This is a genomic window from Methylobacterium sp. JK268, from assembly GCF_054052225.1.
The window spans coordinates 53,564-73,920 of record NZ_JBSVZN010000006.1 but is presented as its reverse complement, the minus strand read 5'-3'; the positions used below and the strand labels follow the sequence as shown (position 1 = coordinate 73,920).

Genomic DNA, 20,357 nt, shown 5'->3' with positions numbered 1-20,357 from the left:
CTCGCCGGTCGATGGCAGGCCGGTGTCCCTCACGCGCCCGGATCCTCCTCGTCCTCGCGGCCTTCCCGCGGCGTGAGCCGGACGCGCTTGGCGATCTCGTAGGCACCCAGCGCCGCCAAAGCCACCACGAAGGGGACGAGGTAGTAGCAGACCCGGAACAGCAGGAGCGCGCCGAGGACGGATTCCCGCGGCAGCCCCGAGAGGGCGAGGAGGACCGTGGCCTCGAAGACGCCGAGGCCGCCCGGCGCGTGGCTGGCGATGCCGAGCATCGCCGCCACCACGTAGATCGCCACGAAGGCCTCGAAGCTGACGCCGTGGCCGGCCGGCAGCAGCACGTAGAGCACGCCCGCCGCCGCGCAGACGTCGCAGGCGCCGATCAGCATCTGGCTGAGCGACAGGCCAAGCCCCGGCAGTTCGAGGCGCCAGCCCTTCACCCTCACGCTGCGGCGGCGCTGCGTGACCCAGCCCAGATAGGCCAGCACCGTCGCGATCGCGGCGGCGCCGATCGCCTGGTTGATCGGGCTGCTCACCGAGGTGAGGCGCGACAGGGGTTCGGCCTCGCGCAGGAGGCTCAGGCCCAGCACCGCCCCCATCCCGAGCCAGAAGGTGATGCCCGCCACGATGGTGAGCGCCGCGATCCGCCCCGGGCTCAGACCCTTGGCCGAGTAGATCCAGTACCGGATGGTCCCCGCGGTGAGGAGCGGGAAGCCGAGGTTGAAGCTCACCGCGTAGCTCGTGAACGAGGCGAGCGCCGTCGTCCGGTAGGGCACCCGGAGCTTGAGCTGGCGCAGCGCCAGCGCGTCGTAGCAAGTGAGGAACAGGTAGCTCACCGCGACGAGCAGGATGGCGAGGCTCACCTGCTCGCCGGTGGCCGCCATGAAGGCCGCACGCAGGTCCGCCCACGTCACCGTCGCGACGAGGCGGTAGAGCACGCCGAGCGAGATCAGGAACAGGATCGCGCTCGCCGCGGTGCCGATCCAGGCGAAGCGTCGGCGCCGGCGCCCCGCGCGGGGATCGGGCTCCCGCGTGGGGTCGCCGGGTGCGAGCGCGGTCGGCTCGGCGCCTGCGAGCCGCTTGTCCTGTCTGGCGAAGTTCATGTCGTCGGCGTCCGGCTCCGCGGGCCGCCGGCACGGCCCCCTTGCGGGCGACCGCCCGGCCCCTTCGGCGGCACTCCGACCGAGCCCCGCTTGCGCCCGCCATTTAGGCATTCCCATCCCGGAACGCCAGACGAGGCAAGGGGCTGGCGCGAGAGCCGCACGGGTCGGCCGCCCGTGTCGGCCGCACGGGTCATGGCTGGAAACGCAGGTGGGCCGCCGCCTCGGCGAGGCCGGCGGCGATCCGTGCGGCCACGTCCGGGCTGGTGCACACGTAGGTCGGGCTCGGATGCGGCACGCCGACCACGGGCAGGTCGGGCCGCAGGGTCCGGAGCACCGCCGCCGATCCCTGCGCGACGCGGCCCGCCAGCACGATGACCGCGAGGTCGGGCATCAGGTCGAGGAGCTCGCCGAGGTAGGGACCACCCGCGCGGATCTCGGCCGGGCGCGGCGCACGGTTGCGGGCGCCCGGGGCGTGGATCACCCACGGCACGGCATTCCAGATCAGCGTATCGGCGCGGGCGATGCGCGCTTCGGCGAGGAGGCGGAACAGGTTCGCGGCGGTGCCGGTCGGGTTGTCCCGGGACACGAAGGCGGTGCGCCCGGTGGCCGGCCCGGGCGTCTCCAGGAGCAGGAGCAGCCGCGCCGCGACCCCGCCGTCCAGGGGATCCGGCTCGGGGACCGGGGCCTCCCGCTCGGCGGCGATGCGGGCCGCGAACGCGCGCAGCGGCGCGAGGTGCGGCGCGCCGAGGAGGGCCCGGCGGGCGGCGAGCGCGGCCGGGTCGGCGAGGGATTTCGGGGCGTCGGGGAGGAGCAAGGCGGGACGGGCGGCGGGCGGCGCGGAGGGTCGCGGGTCTATGGATCCGCAACGCGGGCGATCGACCGGACGTTTCGCGACAGGCCGCAACATGCCGCGGCCTTGCGCCGGGGCAGCCGCATGGCGGGCTCGGACGGCGCTCACGCCACGGAGCGCGGCGGGCCGAAGCCGCCGGGGCGCTCGGCCCGAAAGACGTTGGCCTGCAGGCCGGCGATCCACTGCCGCCCGCTCACCGTCACTTCCAGATACTTGAGCGCGCCGTCCAGGTGGGAGGACACGCTGCGCCAGAAGAACTCCGGGTAATGCTCCACGAGGTCGGCCGGCGAGGTGTAGCCGAGCGCCGCGTTGGTGCCCGCCTCCTCGAATTCGTGGAACAGGGCGTTGGCTTTGCGCAGATAGAGGGGATCGCCCATCTGCCCGATCAGATCCGCCGCCCGCACGAGGCAGGCCTCGTCCGCGAGGTCGCCCGGGCAGGTGTCTTTGGCCGGGAAGCGGGTGTGCTCGATCGATCGCACGATCCTGTCCGCGTCGAGCAGGTCCGACGACCCGAGCCGCGCGGCCACGAACAGCTTCGAGCGCTCGACATGGTGGATGGTGAGCGCCGCATCCGAGGCGCCCCGCGCCAGGATCACGCGATGGCCGGCCGCGTCGATGACGTAGCCCTCGGTGGCGGAATCGCCCTTCAGGGTGCCGCGCACGTAGCCGATGTCGTGCATCAGGCAGGCCACGAGCAGGTGGGCCCAGTCGCCGGGTGTCACCGGCTCGAGCAGCGTCCGCCCGCGCAGGATGTCGAGGCCGACCTGGGTGACGAGGAGCGTGTGCTCCAGGTCGTGGTAGAGCGCGTCGGAATTCGCCAGGCACTCGAGGGCGAGGCGCGCGACGGACCCGACCATCTCGGCGAGGGGCGCCTGGCTGGCCCCGAAGGTGCCCTGCAAGGCGCCCGCGAGCTGGTCGCCCAAGGCTTCGGCGGCGAGGCGCGCGGTCGTGATCATGGCCGGGCCCGGGGAGCGGCCGTCACGAGGCCACCGGCCGGGTCGGGGGATGGCGGAGCACCTCGGCGACCTCCTCCCGGGACTTGCCGTGCACGTCGTAGCCCATGGCGGCGAAGCGCTCGATCAGGGACGGGCTCTCTTCGGCGGAACAGGCCGCCCACTCGGCGAGGCGGTCCGTCATCGTGGTGAGATCCGCCGTCGATCGTGGAGTGACCTGCCGGTCGTCGTCGTTCGTCATGACGCACCTCATCTCCCCGCGTTGGTGGGATGCCGGCTGGCGCATTCCGAACGCGTCTGCTGGCGTCATGGTTGTGTCATGCCCACCATGACGGGCGAGCCGGCGACGGTCGCGCTTCGCCCTTCTCGCCGGGGCCGCGACCGACACCAGCGCCGGCCGGCTTCGGTCGTGATGCGCGGATGAGCGGCCCGGAGGCGACCGGCCATGAGTGCAATGGCTCGCCGCGCGGATCGGTGATGAGAGTGGCGGACCGGGCCGAGAGTGGTCCAGACTGTAGCCCGGCCCGCCTGCCACCCCGGTCGCACCGGACCGGAGCGGCCGGACACCTTAACGCGGGCGAACGTCCATCGATGCGGCGGAGCGAGAAGCACCGCCGCAACACGGCCTCGATCGCGCAATTGTGAACGTTGCCAGTACGCGTGGGATAGCGACGGAAAGGCTGTTCTGTTCGCCGCGCCATGGACGGGATGCGACGCGATCGCATGCGGGAGTAGCTGGATGCCGAAGACCCGCCGATCGACGGACTGATCCCCGCGCGCGGCAAGCCGAACGACGCCGCTCGTTGCGGTCCGGTGGATAGGGCGCATCTCCGCGGCGCGATCCGACCCGCCGCGCCGAGAGGTCGGCATGACGGGATCTAGGCCGAATGGCCAGATGCCGGCATGCGGGCGCGCGCCACGTGGCGGTGATGTGCATCCTCTACCCAGAGACCGGCATCCTCGTCACCGTCACACAGGCCGACGTGTTCGCGCCCCGGCCCGCAGCGCCCGGGGATGCCGCGTCGAGGCCGCACCGCCGTGCGCCGGTCGAGGCCGTGTCACTGCCGGGAGCCGGGACGGCCTTGCCGCTGCTCGGCCGCGGAGACTGGCCGGACCCGATCCGTTCGGGCCGGTGAGGTCCCGCGAGGCGAGGAGGGGCCGCCGCGCCGCGCACCATCCGCCCATGACGCCGCGGAGGGCGCGTCGGGGTCGCATCGAACCGCGGCGGGACGTCCCGCGCCTGCCGCTCCGGCTGACGAGGTGATCGGATGGATCGATGGCCCCATCGGCGGCCGCGGAGCGGCCACGGCGTGAGCCGGCGCCGGACCCTCCTGGCCCTGCTCGGCGTGGCGCTCCCCGCCGCGACCCGTGCGGCCACCCGGGAGCGGGCGATCCCGGTGATCGGCGTTCTCTGGCACGCGGCCACGCCCGAGGACGAGGCCGTCTACGCGGCCCCGCTGCGGAAGGGTTTCGCCGATCTGGGATACGTCGAGAATCGCGATTACCGCCTGATCGAGACCTATGCGGCCGAGGACTACGAGCGCTTCAACGCCAACGCGCGGCACCTCCTGGACCAGGGCGTCGACGTCATCCTGGCCGTGACCGGGCCTGCCGCCGCTGCCGCTCAGCGCGCCACGACGACCACGCCCATCGTCTTCCTGGTCGTGCCGGATCCGGTGGGCCGCCGGTTCGCCCGAACCCTCTCGCATCCCGGAGGGAACCTGACAGGCCTCTCGACGGTCGCCGTCGATCTCAGCCCGAAACGGCTCGAGCAGCTGAAGGCCGTCCTGCCGGATCTGTCGCGCGTGAGCCTCCTCGTGAACACGAAGGACCCGGCCGTGAGCCGGTCCGTCGAGGAACAGACCCGCGCGGCCGCGGCCAGGCTCGGCATCGCCGTCGAGGCCGATCGGATCGGCCGCCCGGACGAGCTGGAGAGCGCCTTCGTCGCCGTGCGCAGCCGCGGGATCCCGGCCGTCATCGTCATGCAGGACCCGTTGTTCTTCAACGAACGCCGCCGGATCGCGCGGCTGGGCCTGGCGCAAGGCGTCGCCACGATGGTGGCGAACGGCCTGATGGTCAGCGAGGGCTGCCTGATCTCCTACGGCCCGAACTTCCCGGCGCAGTTTCGCCGGGCGGCCGCTTTCGTGGACAAGATCCTCAAGGGGCACAGCCCGGCGGAGATCCCCATCGAGGAGCCCGCGCGCCTCGAACTCGTCCTGAACCTCAGGACGGCCCGCGCGCTCGGCCTCGCGATCCCGGCCCCGCTCCTCGCGCAGGCGGACGAGGTGATCGAGTAGGCCGGGGCCCGCCGGCGCCGGAGGCGTCCGCGACGGGAGCCCACCAGCCGCGACGGGTGGAGGCCTCGTCGGCGCGGGATGCGCCGCCGGGGCACTGGACCGCGCCGCCGGAAAACAGGTATATGCCTGCAACTGCGAGAATGACGCGCCGATGCGGCGCCGCGGAGGACGACGCCCGGGACGCGGCTCGCGACCCTCGCCACCGGACATCGCCCATGCGCACCATCGGCCTCGTCGTCGCGCCCAGGGTGCAGCTCATGGCGCTCGCGGCCCTCGCGGCCTTCCAGGCCGCCAACACGATCGCCGAGCGGCATTGCTACGCCATCCGGGTCGTCTCGGAGGCGGGCGGCCCGGTGCCGACCGCGGCCGGCTTCTGCATCGCCACGGAGCCGTTCCCGGAAGCCCCCTTCGACACCCTGCTCGTCGGCGCCTTCGCGGCACCCTGGGAGGTGTCGCCGGGCCTCGCCGCGCTGGTGGCGCGGCAGGCGGACCACGCCCGGCGCGTGGCGGCGACTTGCACCGGCACCTTCGTGCTCGGGGCGGCCGGCCTCCTCGACGGGCGCCGGGCGACCACCCACTGGCGCAATGCGGCCGACCTCCAGGCCCGCCATCCGGCGGCGCGGATCGAGACGGACCGCCTCTTTCTGCGCGACGACACCCTGTGGACCTCCGCCGGCATGGCCGCGGGCATCGACCTCGCCCTGGCGCTGATCGAAGAGGATCTGGGCCCCGAGGCCGCGCGGGAGGTCGCGCGGCGGATGCTCCTCGACCGGCGCCGGAGCGGCGGGCAGCCGCAGCTCTCGGCCCTGCTCGATCTCGACCCGCGCCCGGACCGGATCCGGCGGGTGCTCGACTACGCCAAGCGCCACCTCCGGGAGGATCTCACGGTGGCGCGCCTCGCCGAGGCCGCGCGGCTCTCGCCTCGCCAGTTCAGCCGCGCCTTCCGGCAGGCGGTGGGCCAGCCGCCCGCCAAGGTGGTCGAGCGCCTCCGGGCGGAGGCCGCCCGCGCCATGCTGGTGGAGGGAACCGAGTCGCTCGGCGTGATCGCCACGGAAGTCGGTTTCGCCGACCGGGAGCGGATGCGCCGCGCCTTCCTGCGCCTCTACGACCAGGCGCCCCAGACCCTGCGCCGCGGCGACCGCGCCGTCGAGGCGGCCTGATACCTGACGGGCACCCCGTCTCGGGCCCGCACGGGTCCGAGACGGGGTTCCGTCGATGGGATCCGGCCCGCGGACGGACGGTCCCGCGCCGGTGTCCCTCTACGTCTCGACCAGCCCCGTCGTGCTGCCCGACGCCTCCGAATCCGGCCGCCCGTGCGGCAGCGCGAGGTACTCCTCCGAGCGCATCTCGATCAGCCGCGACACCGTGCGCTCGAATTCGAAGACCTCGCGGCCGCTCTCGGCGTCGTAGAGGTCCGGCGCCTCCGCCGCCGCCGAGGCCAGGAGCTTGGTGCGCGTGTCATAGAGGGCGTCGATCAGCGTGATGAAGCGCTTGGCCTCGTTGCGCTGCGCGAGGCCCATCACCGGGATCCCCTCCACGATCAGCGTGTGGAAGCGCTGGGCCAGCGCGAGGTAGTCGGAGGCGCCGAGCGGCCGCGCGCAGAGATCCGCGAAGGTGAAGCGCGCCACGCCCGCGGCCGCCTCCGGGATGAACACCTCGTGGCCCTTGACGGCGATCGTCGCCGGGCGGCCCTCGGCCTGCCCGGTCAGCGCCCGGAAGGCCCGCGTCAGCGCGGCGGCCGCCGCCTCGTCCGCCGGCACGTGGTAGACGGGCGAGCCGCCGAGCTTCTCCAGCCGGAAATCCGTGCGGGAATCGAGCCGTACCACCTCCACCCGCTCCTTGAGGAGCGCGATGAAGGGCAGGAACAAGGCCCGGTTGAGGCCGCCCTCGTAGAGCCGGTCCGGCTCCACGTTCGAGGTCGCCACCACCACGACCCCGCGGCCGAACAGGGCGGTGAAGAGCCGCCCGAGGATCATCGCGTCGGCGATGTCGGTGACCGTGAACTCGTCGAAGCACAGGAGCCGCGCCTCCTCGGCGAGGTCCTCGGCGACCGGCGCGATAGGGTCGTCGCCCTTGGCGCGCCCCGCCTTGACGGCCTGGCGGTGGCGGTGGATGCGGTCGTGCACGTCCGCCATGAAAGCGTGGAAGTGCACCCGGCGCTTCGTGCCCGGCGCCGCCTCGTGGAACAGGTCCATCAGCATCGTCTTGCCGCGCCCGACCAGCCCCCACACGTAGAGGCCGCGCGGCCCCGGCGCCGGCTCCGGCCGCCGCCCGAACAGGCGGCCGAGGGTGCTGGGCTTCGGGGGCGGGAGCGCCTCCGCCAGGGTCGCCACAAGGGCGTCGAGGCGGGCGACGAGGTGCTGCTGGGCGGGATCGCGCTCGATGGCGCCCTCGGCGACGAGCGCGTCGTAGCGGGCCGCGACCGGGCCGGGGGAAGCGGTGCCGTGTGTCACGGGCCCCGCTTAGCCCGCGCGCCCGGGGCACGCAATGCGGTGGTTTTGGGGCGGATGCATGCGCGGGAAGCGGGGCGGTCCGGCCGGAACGGCCCGGATCCTGCTGCATTGCACCATCGCGCCGCGGCAGGTTCGCGGCGGGGAGGCCGACGTCCGGGACGGAGCGCGCGAGCGCGATCCTGGAGTGACAGACATGATCCACATCCTCGACGGAATCCCGTCGATCCGCCGCCTCGGCATGGGCGACCGCGCCGCTCTGGCGGCGCATTTCGGCCGGCTCGACCCGGCCTCGCGCTTCAACCGCTTCATGGGCGCCGTGAGCGAGGCCGGCGCCCGGGCCTACGGGGAGGCTGCCCCGGCCCGCGCCGGGCTCGTCTACGGCGCCTTCGTGGCTGGAACCCTGCGGGGCGTCGCGGAATTGCGGCCGACGGGTCCGGGCGGTCTCGCCCCGGAGGCGGAGGCCGCCTTCTCGGTGGAGCCCGGATTCCGGCGGCGCGGCCTCGGCACCGCCCTGGGACGGCGCCTCTGCGCGGCGGCCCGCCAGGCGGGAGTCGGGGCGATGCACCTGCGCGCGCTCCCGACGAACGCCGCCCTCCTGGCGCTGGCCCGCCGGCTCGGCGCCGAGCCGGTCATCGCCGGCTACGAGGCGCACGCCCTCGTACGCCTCGCTCCCGCCCCGCCGCCGCGGGCGGGAATCGCGGCGTGGCTGCTCGGCGCCCTATCTGTGGGCGAACACGGGAGACATCGGACATGGCCAAGCAGGGCAGGTCGGCACTGATCATCGGCGCCTCGCGCGGGCTCGGACTCGGGCTCGTCGAGGCGCTCCTCGCCCGCGGGTGGGACGTCACCGCCACCGCCCGGGGCCCCGCGCCCGGGCTCGCGGCGGCCGGATCCGGCGCGGCCCGGGTCGAGACGGTGGACATCGACGACGACGGGTCCGTCGCGGGCCTGCGCGGGCGGCTCGACGGGCAGTCCTTCGACGTGGTGTTCATCGTCGCGGGCATCGCACCGGACGCGCAGGTGCCCGCGCCGCAGATCGACCGCGCGGTGGCCCTGCGGGTCTACGAGACCAACGCCCTGAGCCCGGTGCGGGCGGCCGAGACCCTGGCCCCGCTGGTCGCGCCGGGCGGGCTCGTGGTGCTGATGAGCTCGATCCTCGGCAGCGTCGCGCTCAACGACGGCGGCACCTGGGAGACCTACCGCGCCAGCAAGGCGGCGCTCAACACCCTCGCCCGCAGCTTCGAGGCGCGCCACCGGGGCGATCCCTTCGGCGTGGTGCTGATGCATCCGGGCTGGGTCCGCACCGAGATGGGCGGACCGGAGGCGGATATCGACGTGCGCACCAGCGTCGAGGGGATGGCGGAGGTGCTGGAGCGGCAACTCGGCCACAAGGGCTGCCTCTACCTCGACTACCGGGGCGAGACACTGCCCTGGTGAGGGCGGCTCACAGGCCCGCCCAGCGCCCCAGCGCCACCACGGCGAGCCCGGCGGCGATGGCCGCGAGTTCGATGCGCGTCAGCGCCATCACGGCGGCGGCCGCGACGAGGCCGGCGATGCCCGGCCCCCCCGCGGCGAGCCCGGTCGGGAGCGCGGTCGCGACCACGATCGAGCCCGGGAGCGCCCGCAGGGCCCGCTCGACCCGGGGCGTCAGCCGCACGCGGCTCATCAGCACGACGCCGGAGGACCGGCACAGGTAGGTGACCGCGGCGAGCGTGGCCGCCGCCAGCACGGAGCCGGCCGGGCCGGCGAGAAGGTCGGCGCTCACCGGGGCGTGCCGTCGTCGAGGAGGGCCCCGGTGACGAGGCCGGCGAGCGCGCCCGCGGCGATGAAGCCGTAGCCCGGCACGAGGCGCTGCACGCCGAGCGCGACCACGCCCGAGACGAGCCAGGGCAGGGCCGGGCGGACGCCCCGCCACAGGGGCGCCAGCATGGCGGCGAAGAAGATCGGCATGATCATGTCGAGGGCGTAGGCGCGGGGATCGGTCGCCAGCCCGCCCGCGAGGTGGCCGCCCGCCGTGGCGGCGATCCAGAGCGGCCACATCCCGAACCCGGCCCCGAACAGCACCCCGAGGTCCCGCCCGCCCTCGGAGCGGTGGCGCATCCCGATGAGCCAGCCGGCATCGACGAGGAAGAACAGGGTCAGCGCCGTGCGCCAGACCGGCGTGCCGCGCAGCCAGGGCTGCACGGTGGCTCCCATGAGGATCATGCGGGCGTTGATGAGCGCCGTGACGCTCATCGCGGCGAGGAGCGCGCTCACCGACCAGGGCCGCGACCAGACCTCGAGCGTCACCATCTGGGCGGCCCCCGCATACACGAAGGCACTCATCCCGACCGCCTCGCCGAGGCTCAGGCCGCGCTGCGCCGCGGCGGCCCCAAAGGCCGCGCCGAACACCGCGATGCTCGGCCAGACGGGCAGGCCCAACCGGATGCCCGCGAGGATCCCGGCGCGGGTGAAGGGAGCCGCCTCCCGCCGCAGGGCCGGCGCGGGTGCCGCCCCGGTCACGCGGCCGGCGCGAGCCGGCGGACCGCCGTGACCGGTCCCCCGCCCGCCGCGAGGATCCGGGCCTCGGCCTCGGCGAGCGGCTCGATCGCCACCGCCATGTGGTGGCCGTTGGCGTGGACGAGGCGCTCCGCGTCGAGCATCACCCCGACATGGCCGCGCCAGAACACGAGGTCGCCGCGCCGGATCCCGTCGCGCGCCACCGGCGCTCCCAGCTCCGCCTCCTGCAGGTCGGCGTCCCGGGGCGCCGCGAGGCCCGCCGCCCCCAGGGAGAGCTGCACCAGCGCCGAGCAGTCGAGGCCGAGGCTCGAGCGGCCGCCCCAGAGGTAGGGTGTGCCGAGGAAGCGGGCGGCGGTGGCCGCGTGATCGCTCTCGCGCCGGGACAGGTCCGCGAGATGCGCCGCGTAGACGTAGCCGCCCCCGGCGAGCCGGGCATAGGCGCCCTCGCTCCCCTCGACGGCGAGGCGCGCCCCGAAGCTCACAGGCGCGAGCGGGGGGCGCTTCAGGTCGGGGGCCGGGTAGACGAAGCTGCGCAGGGCCGCGACGCGATGCGTCGGGACCGGGTCCGGCGCCCCCAGGGCGGCGGCCGGCAGGTAGCCCACGTAGCCGTCGGCGTCGAGCTGCGCGTAGGCCCAGCCCTCCGCCACCTCGAACACGGTGACCGCCTCCCCGCGAAGGGCCTCGGTGTCGAGGGCGGCGTCGTCGCGGGGCGCCCGCCGGAGCGGGGCGAGCGCCGCCGCCACCCGGCGGGGCATCCCGTCGACAAATCGCGCCGCCTCCACGAGGCCGCGCAGGCGCGAATCGGCGAGGTCGGGGCGGGCCGGCATGAGCCGGGGATCCCGGGTGAGGGTCGATGGAGCGGGCGCGGTCACGCGGACGAGTTTTGCAACGTCGCGGCGGCCCGGCAAGGGCGGCGGGCCGGGGGCGGTCAGGACCGGAGCGCATGGGAAGAGCCTGCGACCATATGACCGGGTGCCACCCGGACGGTCCAGACGTGTTGCCGGGAAGGAGCGGATTCGCGAGGCGCTTGGGGCGGATAGCGTCCGGCCAGGCTGGACGGGCGGGTGACCGCCCCGCCACGGTCGGCGGCAAAGCGTCGTGCTGCACTGCAATATCAGGCGCGGACGCGCTATAGTCCCCTCATGACGATGAGCCGCCCCGTGAAGAAGCCGACCGACAAGACCCGCCCGCTGCCGCCGATCCGCATCCGCAAGGAACCGCCGACGGTGGCCGAGGCCGTTGCCGCCGCGCAGGATCTCGCCGACGACCTGGAGCAGCAGGTCGAGATCGCCGCCGGGCTGATCGGCCTGCCGCCGGACGAGGTCCGGCCGCACGTGCTCAAGGCCGTGAAGCCGAAGGCCGATCGGTCGCCCGAGCGGATCATCAGCACCGGCTCCGGGATGCGCGGGCCGCGGACGGTGATCGTGGAGCGCAAGGTCGTGCGTCCGCTGGTCGAGCGGCGCATCCGGCCCCTCGACGGGCGCCGCTGACCGGGCCGACGACGGCGCCGCGATCCCCCTCGGCGAGATCTCCTTCGGAGAGATCCCCTTCGGAGAGATCCTCTTCGGCGAGATCCCCTTGGCGGCGCGGGCAGCGCCCCCACCTATCTGTCCGCGGCGGCGGTTCCGGTACCGGGCGCGTCGCGGATCCGAGAGGGTGACGATGACCGAGAGCCGCCGCGCCGATCCCGCCCGCCCCGCGCCGGCGTGAGGGCCGCGGCCCGGATGGACCTCCCCTCCCCCACCCGGCTCCCTGCCGTGGAGCGCCTGCTCGGCCACCCGGATCTCGTGGTGCGGGCGGGCGAGCACGGCCGCAGCTTGGTGACCGAGGCGGTGCGGGCCGTGCTCGCGGAGATCCGGGCGGCGCGGCTGCCCGCCCCGCCGCTCGACGCCCTGGCGCAAGCCGCGCAGGATCAGCTCGACGCGTGGCTCGCACCCTCGCTGCGGCCGGTCTTCAATCTCACCGGGACGGTGCTGCACACCAATCTCGGCCGGGCCCTCCTGCCCGCCGAGGCCGCACGGGCCGTGACGGCGGCGATGACCCGGCCGACCAATCTCGAATTCGACCTCGCGACCGGTCGGCGCGGCGAGCGCGACGCGCACGCGGAGGCGCTCGTCTGCCGCCTCACGGGCGCCGAGGCCGCGACCGTCGTCAACAACAACGCGGCGGCCGTGCTCCTCGTCCTGACCGCCCTCGCGCGCCGCCGCGAGGTCCCGGTCTCCCGCGGCGAACTCGTCGAGATCGGGGGTGCCTTCCGGATGCCCGACGTCATGGCGCGGGCCGGATGCCGCCTCGTCGAGGTCGGAACCACCAACCGCACGCATCTCGCCGACTACGCCGCCGCCCTCGGGCCGCGCACCGGCCTGGTGATGCGGGTGCATCCGAGCAACTACGCGATCCACGGCTTCGCGGCGGCGCCCGAGGCCGCCGCCCTGCACGCCCTCTGCCGGGAGCGCGGCCTGCCCTTCGCGGTCGATCTCGGCAGCGGTGCCCTCGTCGACCTCTCGGCCTACGGCCTGCCCCGGGAGCCGGTGGTCGCCGAGACCCTTCGGCACGCCGACCTCGTCCTGTTCAGCGGCGACAAGCTCCTCGGCGGCGTGCAGTGCGGGATCGTGGCCGGGCGCGCCGACCTCGTGGCGCGGGTGCGGCGCGACCCCCTCAAGCGGGCCCTGCGCGTCGACAAGATGACCCTGGCGGCCCTGGAGGCGGTGCTGCGCCTCTACCTGCAGCCCGAGCGGCTGCGCGAGCGCCTGCCAACCCTGCGCCTCCTCACCCGTCCGCAGGCCGAGATCCGGGAGGAGGCCGAGCGGCTGGCGCCCGTCCTGTCCGCGGCGCTCGGCGCGGGGACGCAGGTCGCCGTCGAGGCGTGCCTGAGCCAGGTCGGCTCGGGCTCGCTGCCGGTCGAGACGCTGCCCAGCGCCGCCCTGGTGCTGCGGCCGGCGGGCGGACGCGCCTCAGGCGCCTGGCCGGAGCGGCTCGCCGCGCGCTTCCGGGCGCTTCCGGTGCCCGTGCTCGGCCGGATCGCGGACGGGGCGCTGCGCCTCGACCTGCGCGCCCTCGACGACGAGCCGGCCTTCGCGGAGCAGCTCCGCGACGCCCACCCGTGACCGGGAACCTCGTGCGGCAAAACGGATTTTCCGATAGCGCACCAGCAAATCAGTTCGTCGGCCGGCGATTTCGTGCTATCGACATCGTTTACGCGCGTGATCTGTTCAATCCGCGCGATGAGTTCCCAGGCGCGGGCGGCCCGAGGCTCTGCGCGTGAATCGTATGGTGTGGCGAATGACGTCTCTTGAGCCCATCGTGTCGGGGGTGGACACGCTCCGTCTCGACAACCAGCTCTGCTACGCGCTCTACGCGGCCTCGCACCGGATGACGAAGTGCTACCGGCCCCTCCTGGAGCGGCTGGGGCTGACCTACCCGCAATACCTGGTGCTGATCGTCCTGTGGGAGACTGACGCCCTGACGGTGTCCGAGATCGGGCGTCGCCTGCGCCTCGATTCCGGCACCCTGACCCCGGTGCTCAAGCGGCTGGAGACGGCCGGCTTCGTGCGGCGGACCCGGCGCCAGGAGGACGAGCGCGAGGTGGAGATCGGGCTGACACCGGACGGGCTTGCCCTTCGGGACGAGGCGGTCGCCGTGCGCCGGGAGATCGTTCGCCAGCTCAAGATGAGCGAGGCGGAGATCGCCGAGCTGCGGATCCGGCTCGACGACCTCATCACCACGCTCAGCGCGGAGGCCTGACCCGGCGGCTTTTTGTTAGCCGGGAAATGAATACCGCTTGAGTCTTTGGGCGTCCCTGCCCTATGGAGGACCGTCGCCTCGTCCCTCCCCCGCGCCGCCCGCCCGTCCCGTGATTTCCGCTCCCCCTCCCCCCGCGCGCCGCTCCCCGCGATGCCGGCGGGCATCGGCCCGGGTCGGTTGGCCGCGAGCGACTCGGGTCCGGTCGGATCGCGCCCGGCTAGCCTCGGCCCGGATTGAGGGATGAGGAGCTTGCGCAATCTCACGGCAGCCGTCCTGGGCTGGGCCGAGGGCGCGGCGGCCCCGCGGCGGCAGGTCGGCGCGCTCCCGGTGCGCAAGGGTCCGGATGGGAACCTCCAGGTTCTCCTGATCACATCCCGCGAGACCCGCCGCTGGGTGATCCCCAAGGGGTGGCCCATGAAGGGTCTGAAGCACCACGAGGCCGCCGCCCGCGAGGCCTACGAGGAGGCAGGGCTGATCGGGCGGGTCGAGAAGCATTCCCTCGGCAGCTACTTCTACGACAAGCGCTTGAAGAGCCGCGACAAGGTGCTCTGTCAGGTCCTGGTGTTCCGCCTGGAGGTTCGCAAGCAGCTCAAGGACTGGCCCGAGCGTCACGAGCGTGAGGGCCGCTGGTTCTCTCCGTCGGAGGCGGCCGAGGCCGTGAGCGAGCCCGGCCTCGCCGGCCTCATCCGCGCCGTGGCCGGCCGCGGTCGGGCCGAAGGCAAGAGACGACCGGCCTGAGCGCGCGGGGCGGTCTCCTGGCTCCCCGCGCGCCCGCCGTCACGCGGGACTCAGCCTTACTCGACGCCATAGGCCGGCCGGCGCCAGCGCGGCGGGCGCACGACCACCGTGCCGGTGGCGATGTCGCGGTCGGCGGAGAAGCCCCGGACGGGAATGCCCTGCCGGTCCTCGATGGCCTGGGCGGCGTTGCGCCACCCGGCCGCACCCTCGAGACCACCCGGGGCGGTGGCTGCCGGAATGCCGGCGGGGGCGGTGTAGCTCTGGGCGAGAGCGCCGCCGGTCGAGAGGGCGAGGGCGGCGAGGGCGGTGGCGAGACGAGGAATGCGCATGACGATCGGTCCTTCCCGGCGGGCGGGCTGCCCCATCAATCGCAGCAGATGGGGGACGTTCCCCCGGCCGGCGAGGGTCGATGGCGTCGAGGTGAGCAGGGGCTGAGCACCGATCAGGCACCCGGCGCGCGGGCCCGCGCGCGCCGCAGGACCAACAACGTATTGCCAGATCATGGTATTCCAGGACCGCAGGCCGACCTGCGACCGCCCTCGTCACGGACCTGTGCCCATCCGTTCGGCATGTGCGCGAACGCACGGGCCGATCCGCGCCGCGCCCCGGGCCGGCGGGATCGGGAGCCTTCCGGCGCCGGGATCGTTGCCGTGCGCGGGACGCCGCCCCCGGGTCCCGCGCCGAGGAGTGCCATGCCCCGTCCGATCCTGCTCTCCGCTCTCGTCTCCGCACTCCTGGGCGGCGCCCTGCTCTTCGCCCCGCTCGCCGCCGCGCAGGGCACGCTGACGCCGCCGGCCGGGCAGCCCCGGGTCACGGCGCCCGGCGGGCTCGCGGGCAGGGGCGTCTGGCGCCGGCCGGGCGTGCGGCACGGGCACCGGCGGCATCACGGACACCGCGGGCACGCTCGTTAGAGCGTTGTCTGACGAAGTGGATGCCGGTTCGTCGCAGAAAATGCGTAAAATCAAAAGCCCAGAGCAGTGTCCGATGACACCATGATCGGACACTGCTCTGGCGGTCAGTTCGGCAGCTTGTCGTCGATCCCCTTCACGTACCAGTTCATGCCGAGGATCATCGGGTCGGGGGCGACCTCGCCCGCCTTCACCGCCAGGGTCCCGTCCTGCTTGGTGATCGGCCCAGTGAAGACGTGGAAGCTGCCGTCCTTGATCGCCTTGGCGCGGGCCTCGGCCGCCGCCTTGACGTCGTCGGGCATGTTGGCGAACGGCGCGAGCACCACCGCGCCCTCCTTCATGCCGTCCCAGACGTCCCGGCTCTTCCAGCTGCCGTCGAGGACCGCCTTGGCGCTCTCCACGTAGTGCGGCCCCCAATCGTCCACGATCGAGGTGAGTTGCGCCTTCGGGGCGAAGCGCATCATGTCGGAGGACTGACCGAAGCCGAGCTTGCCCTGCTTCTCGGCCTCCTGCAGCGGGGCGGCGGAATCCGTGTGCTGCGAGAGGATGTCGGCGCCCTGCGCCAGCAGGGCCTTGGCGGCCTCCGCCTCCTTGCCGGGGTCGAACCAGGTGTTCACCCAGACGATCTTGACCTTGATGTCGGGCTTCACCGACTGCGCGCCGAGCATGAAGGCGTTGATGCCGCTCACCACCTCGGGGATCGGGAAGGAGGCGATGTAGCCGAGTGTCCCGGTCTTGGTCATCCGGGCGGCGATCTCACCGCAGACGTAGCGTCCCTGGTAGAACCGGGCCGAATAGGTGCCGACGTTGGCCGCCCGCTTGTAGCCGGTGGCGTGCTCGAACTTGATCTTCGGGAACTTCTTGGCGACCCGCAGGGTCGGCTCCATGAAGCCGAACGAAGTGGTGAAGATCAGGTCCTGGCCCGAACGGGCGAGGCCCTCGATGGCGCGCTCGCTGTCGGCCTCGGGCACGGATTCGAGGAAGGTGGTCTGAACCTTGTCGCCGAGCGCCGCTTCCAGCGCCTTGCGGCCCTGGTCGTGCTGGAACGAGTAGCCGTAATCGCTGACCGGCCCGACATAGACGAAGCCGACCTTCAGCTTGTCCGCCGCCCGCGCCGGTGCCGCGGCGAGGCCCAGAGCCAGCAGTCCCGCCGCCGCGCCCCGCAGCGCGCCCTGGACGATCCGTTTCATGCGTGAGTTCCTCTGGCAGGCCGCGGCTAGCGCGGCGGGGTGAAGACGCGGCCGAGCGCGGCCGGTGCGGTCGAGCCGCCCGCCCGCCGCCCGAGCGAGAGCGCGACGAGGGCGAGGATCGTGGCGAGGTAGGGCAGCGCCGAGAGGGCCTGGCCGGGGAGACCGATCCCGGCCGCCTGGGCGTGGAGCTGCAGCACCGTGGCGCCCCCGAAGAGCAGCGCACCGCCGATCAGGCGCCCGAGCCGCCAGGAGGAGAAGACCACGAGGGCGAGCGCGATCCAGCCGCGGCCCGCCGTCATGGCGGGCGCCCAGAACGGCGTGTAGGCCAGCGACAGGTAGGCCCCCGCGAGGCCGGCGCAGCCGCCCCCGAACAGCACCGCCAGCACGCGGGTGCGCCGAACGGGAAGGCCGAGACCGTGGGTGGCGTCGTGGTCGTCCCCGATCGCCCGGAGCGCGAGGCCCGCACGGCTGCGCCACAGGAAGGCCCCGACCCCGGCGACGAGGGCGGCCGCCGCGTACACGAAGGCGTCCTGCCCGAAGATGAGCCGGCCGATCCCCGGCAGATCTGTGAGGACCGGGAGGTGGAGGTGGGGGGCCGGGTCGCGCTTGAGGCCGACGTAAGGCGCCCCGGCGAGGCCGGAGAGGCCGAGCCCCAGGATGGTCAGGGCGAGGCCGGAGGCGACCTGATTCGCCGCGAGCCCGACCGTCAGCAGGGCGAACAAGGCGGCGAGCGCCATCCCGGCCCCGATCCCGGCGAGCGCGCCCACCAGCGTCGAGCCGCTCTCGACCGCCGCCGCGAAGCCCAGCGCCGCACCGAGCACCATCATGCCCTCGACGCCGAGGTTGAGCACGCCCGCGCGCTCGGCGACGAGTTCGCCCGTGGCGGCGAGGAGGAGCGGGGTCGCCGCCGTGACGATGGTGAACAGCACCATCTGGACGAGGTCGAGACTCACGCGGCCGGCCCTCCCGGCACGAGGCGCACCCGGTAGCGCGCCAGGGCGTCGGCGCCGAGCACCAGGGCGAGGAGCAGCCCCTGGAAGGCCCGGGTGAGGTCGAGGGGCAGCTTCAGGGCGATCTGCGCGCCCTCCGCGCCGATCGTGGTGAGCGCGATGACCAGGGAGGCCAGCACGATCCCGACCGGGGAGAGACGGCCGAGGAAGGCCACGATGATCGCCGTGAAGCCGTAGCCGGGGGAGATCGAGGGTTGCAGCTGGCCGATCCGGCCCGCCACCTCGGCGATGCCCGCGAGCCCCGCGGCGCCTCCCGAGACCGCGAAGACCGCGAGCGTCAGCCGCGCCTCGCTGAACCCGGCGAAGCGCGCCGCCCGCGGGGCGGCGCCGACCGCCCGCACCCGGAAGCCGAACAGGGTGCGAGCCAGAAGGGCCGCGGCGAAGACCACCGCCAGGAGAGCGATCACCACGCCCGCGTGCAGGTTCTCGCCCTCGATCAGCGGCGCGAGGCGGGCCGCGTCGTCGAAGCTCACGCTCTGCGGGAAGTTGTAGCCCGCCGGGTCGCGCAGGGGGCCGCGCACGAGATAGTCGAGCAGCAGCTCCGCCACGTAGACCAGCATCAGGCTGGTCAGGATCTCCGACACGCCGAGGGTCACCCGCAGCACTGCCGGGATCAGCGCGTAGGCCGCACCCGCCAGCGTGCCGGCGAGGAGCATGGCGGGGAGGATCCAGGCCGTCGCCAGGGGGCCGCCCTCGATGCCGTGGGTCGCGACGGCGACGATCCCGCCCGCGAGGCCGCCGACCACGAACTGGCCCTCGGCGCCGATGTTCCAGAGGTTCGCGCGGTAGCAGAAGGCGAGCCCGGTCGCGATGAGCGCCAGCGGCGCGGCCTTGAGCGCCACCTCCTCCAGGGACCACAGCTCGCTCAGGGGGGCGACGAAGTAGGTCGCGAAGGCGGCGGCGGGGGAGCGGCCCATCGCGGCGACCGCGATGCCCCCGACGAGAACCGCGGCCAGGAAGGCGAGCGCCGGGCTCAAGCCCTCCATCAGCCGCGAGCGCCGGGGGCGGGGCGCGAGGTCAAGACGCACGGGCCGCCTCCTGCAGAGCCGGTGCCTCCTCCTGCGGGGCCGGGGATGCCTCCTGCGGAGCCGGTGCCGCCTCACTCGCGCCGCCCATCATCAGGCCGACCGCCTCGCGGGTGAGATCGCGGGCCGGCCGGGCGGGCGAGAGGCGGCCCGCATGCAGCACGGCGATGCGGCCGGCGACCTCGAACAGCTCGTCGAGGTCCTGGCTGATCACGACGACGGCCGCCCCCCGCCCGGCGAGGTCGAGGAGGGCCTGCCGGATGCGGGCGGCCGCGGCCGCGTCGACGCCCCAGGTCGGCTGGTTGATCACCAGCACCCCCGGCTCGGCCAGGATCTCGCGCCCGACCAGGAATTTCTGCAGGTTGCCGCCCGACAGGGTGCGGGCGGCGGGATCGGGTCCGGCCTTGCGCACGTCGAAGGCCGCCACGATGGCCCGCATCAGCGCGCGGACGGCGCGCCGGTCGATGATCCCGTGCCGGACGAGCCCCGTCCCCGCGTGACGCGACAGGAGGGCGTTGTCGGTGAGGCTGAGATCCGGGGCGGCGCCGTGCCCGTTGCGCTCCTCGGGCACGAAGGCCGCGCCCCGGCGGCGGCGCGCGGTGATGCCGAGGCGACCCACCGGCGTCCCATCGATGCGCACGGCCTCGGCGGAGGTCTGCACCTCGCCCGAGAGAGCGGCGAAGAATTCCGCCTGGCCGTTCCCGGCGATTCCCGCGATGCCGACCACCTCGCCCTCGTGCACGCTGAGCGCCACGTCCCGCAGGGGCGTGCCGTGGAGGCCCGGCGCCGGCAGCGACAGGTGTTCGACCCGCAACCGCTCCCGGCGCCCGGCCTCGCGGGCCGGCGGACGGACCTCGGCGACCTGCTCGCCGACCATCAGGGCGGCGAGCGAGCGGGCGCTCTCCCGGCGGGGATCGCAGGCGCCCACGACCTTGCCCGCCCGCAGGATCGTGGCGCGGGTGCAGAGCCGGCGCACCTCCTCGAGCTTGTGCGAGATGTAGAGGATGGCCCGGCCCTCGTCGCGCAGGCGCTCCAGCACGCCGAACAGCCCCTCGGCCTCCCCGGGCGTGAGCACCGAAGTGGGCTCGTCGAGGATCACCAGCGCCGGATCCTGCAGCAGGCAGCGGACGATCTCGATGCGCTGGCGCTCCCCCGCCGAGAGCGACCAGACCGGCCGGTCGGGATCGAGCGGCAGGCCGTAGGCCTGCGTCACGGCCGCGAGCCGCGCACGCAGGGCCGCCATCCCGGTGGTGCGGGGCATCACCAGGGCGACGTTCTCGATCACGGTCAGGTTCTCGCAGAGCGAGAAGTGCTGGAACACCATGCCGATGCCGAGCGCCCGCGCGGCCTCCGGGCTCGGGATGCGCACCCGGTCACCCCGGTGCGTCAGCGCCCCGGAGGTCGGCTCCAGCAGGCCGTAGAGCATCTTCATCAGGGTCGACTTGCCGGCCCCATTCTCGCCCAGCAGCGCGTGGATCTCGCCCGCGCGGATCTCCAGGTCGACGCCGTCATTGGCCGCGAAATCGCCGAAGCGCTTGACGATGCCGTAGGCGCCGAAGAGGGGAGTGGGGTCGGCCATGGCGGTGGGCGGCC

The 20,357-nt window shown here is 74.0% G+C and carries 23 protein-coding genes; 10 read left to right on the top strand and 13 right to left on the bottom strand.

Annotated features, from left to right (window positions below):
* Positions 1 to 29: 29 nt before the first annotated feature.
* The 4 genes from ACW9J6_RS08080 to ACW9J6_RS08065 all read right to left on the bottom strand — a co-directional run bounded on the left by ACW9J6_RS08080 (position 30) and on the right by ACW9J6_RS08065 (position 3,141).
* Positions 30 to 1,097: a lysylphosphatidylglycerol synthase domain-containing protein gene (locus ACW9J6_RS08080; protein WP_457115941.1), complete on the bottom strand. Its 1,068-nt coding sequence runs from the start codon at positions 1,095 to 1,097 to the stop codon at positions 30 to 32.
* A 190-nt stretch (positions 1,098 to 1,287) separates the two neighbouring features.
* Complete coding sequence (locus tag ACW9J6_RS08075) at positions 1,288 to 1,911, bottom strand: uracil-DNA glycosylase (protein ID WP_457115940.1); 624 nt, start codon at positions 1,909 to 1,911, stop codon at positions 1,288 to 1,290.
* Between the two features lie 140 nt (positions 1,912 to 2,051).
* Entirely contained in the window at positions 2,052 to 2,903 is an 852-nt protein-coding gene (locus ACW9J6_RS08070) for a metal-dependent phosphohydrolase (RefSeq protein WP_457115939.1), read from the bottom strand.
* Between the two features lie 22 nt (positions 2,904 to 2,925).
* Positions 2,926 to 3,141 (bottom strand): hypothetical protein, encoded by a 216-nt coding sequence (locus tag ACW9J6_RS08065; RefSeq protein WP_457115938.1) that lies wholly within the window; start codon positions 3,139 to 3,141, stop codon positions 2,926 to 2,928.
* A 646-nt stretch (positions 3,142 to 3,787) separates the two neighbouring features.
* On the opposite strand from ACW9J6_RS08065, the gene ACW9J6_RS08060 reads away from it, so the two are divergent.
* The 3 genes from ACW9J6_RS08060 to ACW9J6_RS08050 all read left to right on the top strand — a co-directional run bounded on the left by ACW9J6_RS08060 (position 3,788) and on the right by ACW9J6_RS08050 (position 6,357).
* Entirely contained in the window at positions 3,788 to 4,036 is a 249-nt protein-coding gene (locus ACW9J6_RS08060) for a hypothetical protein (protein ID WP_457115937.1), read from the top strand.
* 174 nt (positions 4,037 to 4,210) lie between these two features.
* On the top strand, positions 4,211 to 5,197 hold the full coding sequence (locus ACW9J6_RS08055) for an ABC transporter substrate-binding protein (protein ID WP_457115936.1): 987 nt from the start codon (positions 4,211 to 4,213) through the stop codon (positions 5,195 to 5,197).
* A gap of 215 nt (positions 5,198 to 5,412) precedes the next feature.
* Positions 5,413 to 6,357, top strand: a complete 945-nt coding sequence (locus ACW9J6_RS08050; RefSeq protein WP_457115935.1) for a GlxA family transcriptional regulator — start codon at positions 5,413 to 5,415, stop codon at positions 6,355 to 6,357.
* A gap of 99 nt (positions 6,358 to 6,456) precedes the next feature.
* Here ACW9J6_RS08050 and zapE read toward each other — a convergent pair whose 3' ends face one another.
* Positions 6,457 to 7,650 (bottom strand): cell division protein ZapE, encoded by a 1,194-nt coding sequence (zapE, locus tag ACW9J6_RS08045; RefSeq protein WP_457115934.1) that lies wholly within the window; start codon positions 7,648 to 7,650, stop codon positions 6,457 to 6,459.
* 193 nt (positions 7,651 to 7,843) lie between these two features.
* Here zapE and ACW9J6_RS08040 point away from each other — a divergent pair, with 193 nt between their 5' ends.
* Entirely contained in the window at positions 7,844 to 8,428 is a 585-nt protein-coding gene (locus ACW9J6_RS08040) for an N-acetyltransferase family protein (RefSeq protein ID WP_457115933.1), read from the top strand.
* Positions 8,401 to 9,087 (top strand): SDR family NAD(P)-dependent oxidoreductase, encoded by a 687-nt coding sequence (locus ACW9J6_RS08035; protein ID WP_457115932.1) that lies wholly within the window; start codon positions 8,401 to 8,403, stop codon positions 9,085 to 9,087. Before ACW9J6_RS08040 ends, ACW9J6_RS08035 begins: the two co-directional genes overlap by 28 nt.
* Before the next feature lie 7 nt (positions 9,088 to 9,094).
* Here ACW9J6_RS08035 and ACW9J6_RS08030 read toward each other — a convergent pair whose 3' ends face one another.
* From ACW9J6_RS08030 to ACW9J6_RS08020, 3 genes are read right to left on the bottom strand one after another with little or no spacing between them, the layout of a single operon-like run.
* Positions 9,095 to 9,415, bottom strand: coding sequence for an AzlD family protein (locus tag ACW9J6_RS08030; protein WP_457115931.1), 321 nt, complete (start codon positions 9,413 to 9,415; stop codon positions 9,095 to 9,097).
* Positions 9,412 to 10,152, bottom strand: coding sequence for an AzlC family ABC transporter permease (locus ACW9J6_RS08025; protein ID WP_457115930.1), 741 nt, complete (start codon positions 10,150 to 10,152; stop codon positions 9,412 to 9,414). The genes ACW9J6_RS08030 and ACW9J6_RS08025 overlap by 4 nt, the downstream gene beginning before the upstream one ends.
* A complete protein-coding gene (locus ACW9J6_RS08020; RefSeq protein WP_457115929.1) occupies positions 10,149 to 10,976 on the bottom strand; it encodes a C40 family peptidase in 828 nt (275 codons plus the stop codon). The genes ACW9J6_RS08025 and ACW9J6_RS08020 overlap by 4 nt, the downstream gene beginning before the upstream one ends.
* 315 nt (positions 10,977 to 11,291) lie before the next feature.
* Between ACW9J6_RS08020 and ACW9J6_RS08015 the strand changes: the two genes are divergently transcribed.
* The 4 genes from ACW9J6_RS08015 to ACW9J6_RS08000 all read left to right on the top strand — a co-directional run bounded on the left by ACW9J6_RS08015 (position 11,292) and on the right by ACW9J6_RS08000 (position 14,631).
* Complete coding sequence (locus ACW9J6_RS08015; protein WP_457115928.1) at positions 11,292 to 11,639, top strand: hypothetical protein; 348 nt, start codon at positions 11,292 to 11,294, stop codon at positions 11,637 to 11,639.
* A 234-nt stretch (positions 11,640 to 11,873) separates the two neighbouring features.
* Positions 11,874 to 13,256: an L-seryl-tRNA(Sec) selenium transferase gene (gene selA, locus ACW9J6_RS08010; RefSeq protein ID WP_457115927.1), complete on the top strand. Its 1,383-nt coding sequence runs from the start codon at positions 11,874 to 11,876 to the stop codon at positions 13,254 to 13,256.
* Positions 13,257 to 13,431: 175 nt separating this feature from the next.
* Complete coding sequence (locus tag ACW9J6_RS08005) at positions 13,432 to 13,893, top strand: MarR family winged helix-turn-helix transcriptional regulator (RefSeq protein ID WP_457115926.1); 462 nt, start codon at positions 13,432 to 13,434, stop codon at positions 13,891 to 13,893.
* A gap of 240 nt (positions 13,894 to 14,133) precedes the next feature.
* The gene (locus tag ACW9J6_RS08000; protein WP_457115925.1) at positions 14,134 to 14,631 is read left to right on the top strand and encodes an NUDIX hydrolase; all 498 of its coding nucleotides are present in this window, start codon (positions 14,134 to 14,136) and stop codon (positions 14,629 to 14,631) included.
* Positions 14,632 to 14,687: 56 nt separating this feature from the next.
* Here ACW9J6_RS08000 and ACW9J6_RS07995 read toward each other — a convergent pair whose 3' ends face one another.
* Positions 14,688 to 14,960 carry a hypothetical protein gene (locus ACW9J6_RS07995; protein ID WP_457115924.1) on the bottom strand — a complete coding sequence of 91 codons (273 nt, stop codon included), beginning with the start codon at positions 14,958 to 14,960 and terminating at the stop codon, positions 14,688 to 14,690.
* A gap of 363 nt (positions 14,961 to 15,323) precedes the next feature.
* Between ACW9J6_RS07995 and ACW9J6_RS07990 the strand changes: the two genes are divergently transcribed.
* Positions 15,324 to 15,542, top strand: a complete 219-nt coding sequence (locus ACW9J6_RS07990; RefSeq protein ID WP_457115923.1) for a hypothetical protein — start codon at positions 15,324 to 15,326, stop codon at positions 15,540 to 15,542.
* A gap of 104 nt (positions 15,543 to 15,646) precedes the next feature.
* Here the strand turns inward: ACW9J6_RS07990 and ACW9J6_RS07985 are convergent, their stop codons facing one another.
* From ACW9J6_RS07985 to ACW9J6_RS07970, 4 genes are read right to left on the bottom strand one after another with little or no spacing between them, the layout of a single operon-like run.
* The gene (locus ACW9J6_RS07985) at positions 15,647 to 16,729 is read right to left on the bottom strand and encodes a BMP family ABC transporter substrate-binding protein (protein ID WP_457115922.1); all 1,083 of its coding nucleotides are present in this window, start codon (positions 16,727 to 16,729) and stop codon (positions 15,647 to 15,649) included.
* A gap of 26 nt (positions 16,730 to 16,755) precedes the next feature.
* The gene (locus tag ACW9J6_RS07980) at positions 16,756 to 17,682 is read right to left on the bottom strand and encodes an ABC transporter permease (protein WP_457115921.1); all 927 of its coding nucleotides are present in this window, start codon (positions 17,680 to 17,682) and stop codon (positions 16,756 to 16,758) included.
* Positions 17,679 to 18,767, bottom strand: coding sequence for an ABC transporter permease (locus tag ACW9J6_RS07975; protein ID WP_457115920.1), 1,089 nt, complete (start codon positions 18,765 to 18,767; stop codon positions 17,679 to 17,681). Before ACW9J6_RS07975 ends, ACW9J6_RS07980 begins: the two co-directional genes overlap by 4 nt.
* Positions 18,757 to 20,343, bottom strand: coding sequence for an ABC transporter ATP-binding protein (locus tag ACW9J6_RS07970; RefSeq protein ID WP_457115919.1), 1,587 nt, complete (start codon positions 20,341 to 20,343; stop codon positions 18,757 to 18,759). Before ACW9J6_RS07970 ends, ACW9J6_RS07975 begins: the two co-directional genes overlap by 11 nt.
* Positions 20,344 to 20,357 lie beyond the last annotated feature (14 nt).

What these genes read in the sequence shown, in the direction of transcription:
- ACW9J6_RS08080 (WP_457115941.1), bottom strand. Translation starts at nt 1,097, where the DNA reads ATGAACTTCGCCAGACAGGACAAGCGGCTCGCAGGCGCCGAGCCGACC.
- ACW9J6_RS08070 (WP_457115939.1), bottom strand. Translation starts at nt 2,903, where the DNA reads ATGATCACGACCGCGCGCCTCGCCGCCGAAGCCTTGGGCGACCAGCTC.
- ACW9J6_RS08065 (WP_457115938.1), bottom strand. Translation starts at nt 3,141, where the DNA reads ATGACGAACGACGACGACCGGCAGGTCACTCCACGATCGACGGCGGAT.
- ACW9J6_RS08060 (WP_457115937.1), top strand. Translation starts at nt 3,788, where the DNA reads ATGGCCAGATGCCGGCATGCGGGCGCGCGCCACGTGGCGGTGATGTGC.
- ACW9J6_RS08050 (WP_457115935.1), top strand. Translation starts at nt 5,413, where the DNA reads ATGCGCACCATCGGCCTCGTCGTCGCGCCCAGGGTGCAGCTCATGGCG.
- ACW9J6_RS08040 (WP_457115933.1), top strand. Translation starts at nt 7,844, where the DNA reads ATGATCCACATCCTCGACGGAATCCCGTCGATCCGCCGCCTCGGCATG.
- ACW9J6_RS08035 (WP_457115932.1), top strand. Translation starts at nt 8,401, where the DNA reads ATGGCCAAGCAGGGCAGGTCGGCACTGATCATCGGCGCCTCGCGCGGG.
- ACW9J6_RS08020 (WP_457115929.1), bottom strand. Translation starts at nt 10,976, where the DNA reads ATGCCGGCCCGCCCCGACCTCGCCGATTCGCGCCTGCGCGGCCTCGTG.
- ACW9J6_RS08015 (WP_457115928.1), top strand. Translation starts at nt 11,292, where the DNA reads ATGACGATGAGCCGCCCCGTGAAGAAGCCGACCGACAAGACCCGCCCG.
- selA (WP_457115927.1), top strand. Translation starts at nt 11,874, where the DNA reads ATGGACCTCCCCTCCCCCACCCGGCTCCCTGCCGTGGAGCGCCTGCTC.
- ACW9J6_RS08005 (WP_457115926.1), top strand. Translation starts at nt 13,432, where the DNA reads ATGACGTCTCTTGAGCCCATCGTGTCGGGGGTGGACACGCTCCGTCTC.
- ACW9J6_RS08000 (WP_457115925.1), top strand. Translation starts at nt 14,134, where the DNA reads ATGAGGAGCTTGCGCAATCTCACGGCAGCCGTCCTGGGCTGGGCCGAG.
- ACW9J6_RS07995 (WP_457115924.1), bottom strand. Translation starts at nt 14,960, where the DNA reads ATGCGCATTCCTCGTCTCGCCACCGCCCTCGCCGCCCTCGCCCTCTCG.
- ACW9J6_RS07990 (WP_457115923.1), top strand. Translation starts at nt 15,324, where the DNA reads ATGCCCCGTCCGATCCTGCTCTCCGCTCTCGTCTCCGCACTCCTGGGC.
- ACW9J6_RS07985 (WP_457115922.1), bottom strand. Translation starts at nt 16,729, where the DNA reads ATGAAACGGATCGTCCAGGGCGCGCTGCGGGGCGCGGCGGCGGGACTG.
- ACW9J6_RS07970 (WP_457115919.1), bottom strand. Translation starts at nt 20,343, where the DNA reads ATGGCCGACCCCACTCCCCTCTTCGGCGCCTACGGCATCGTCAAGCGC.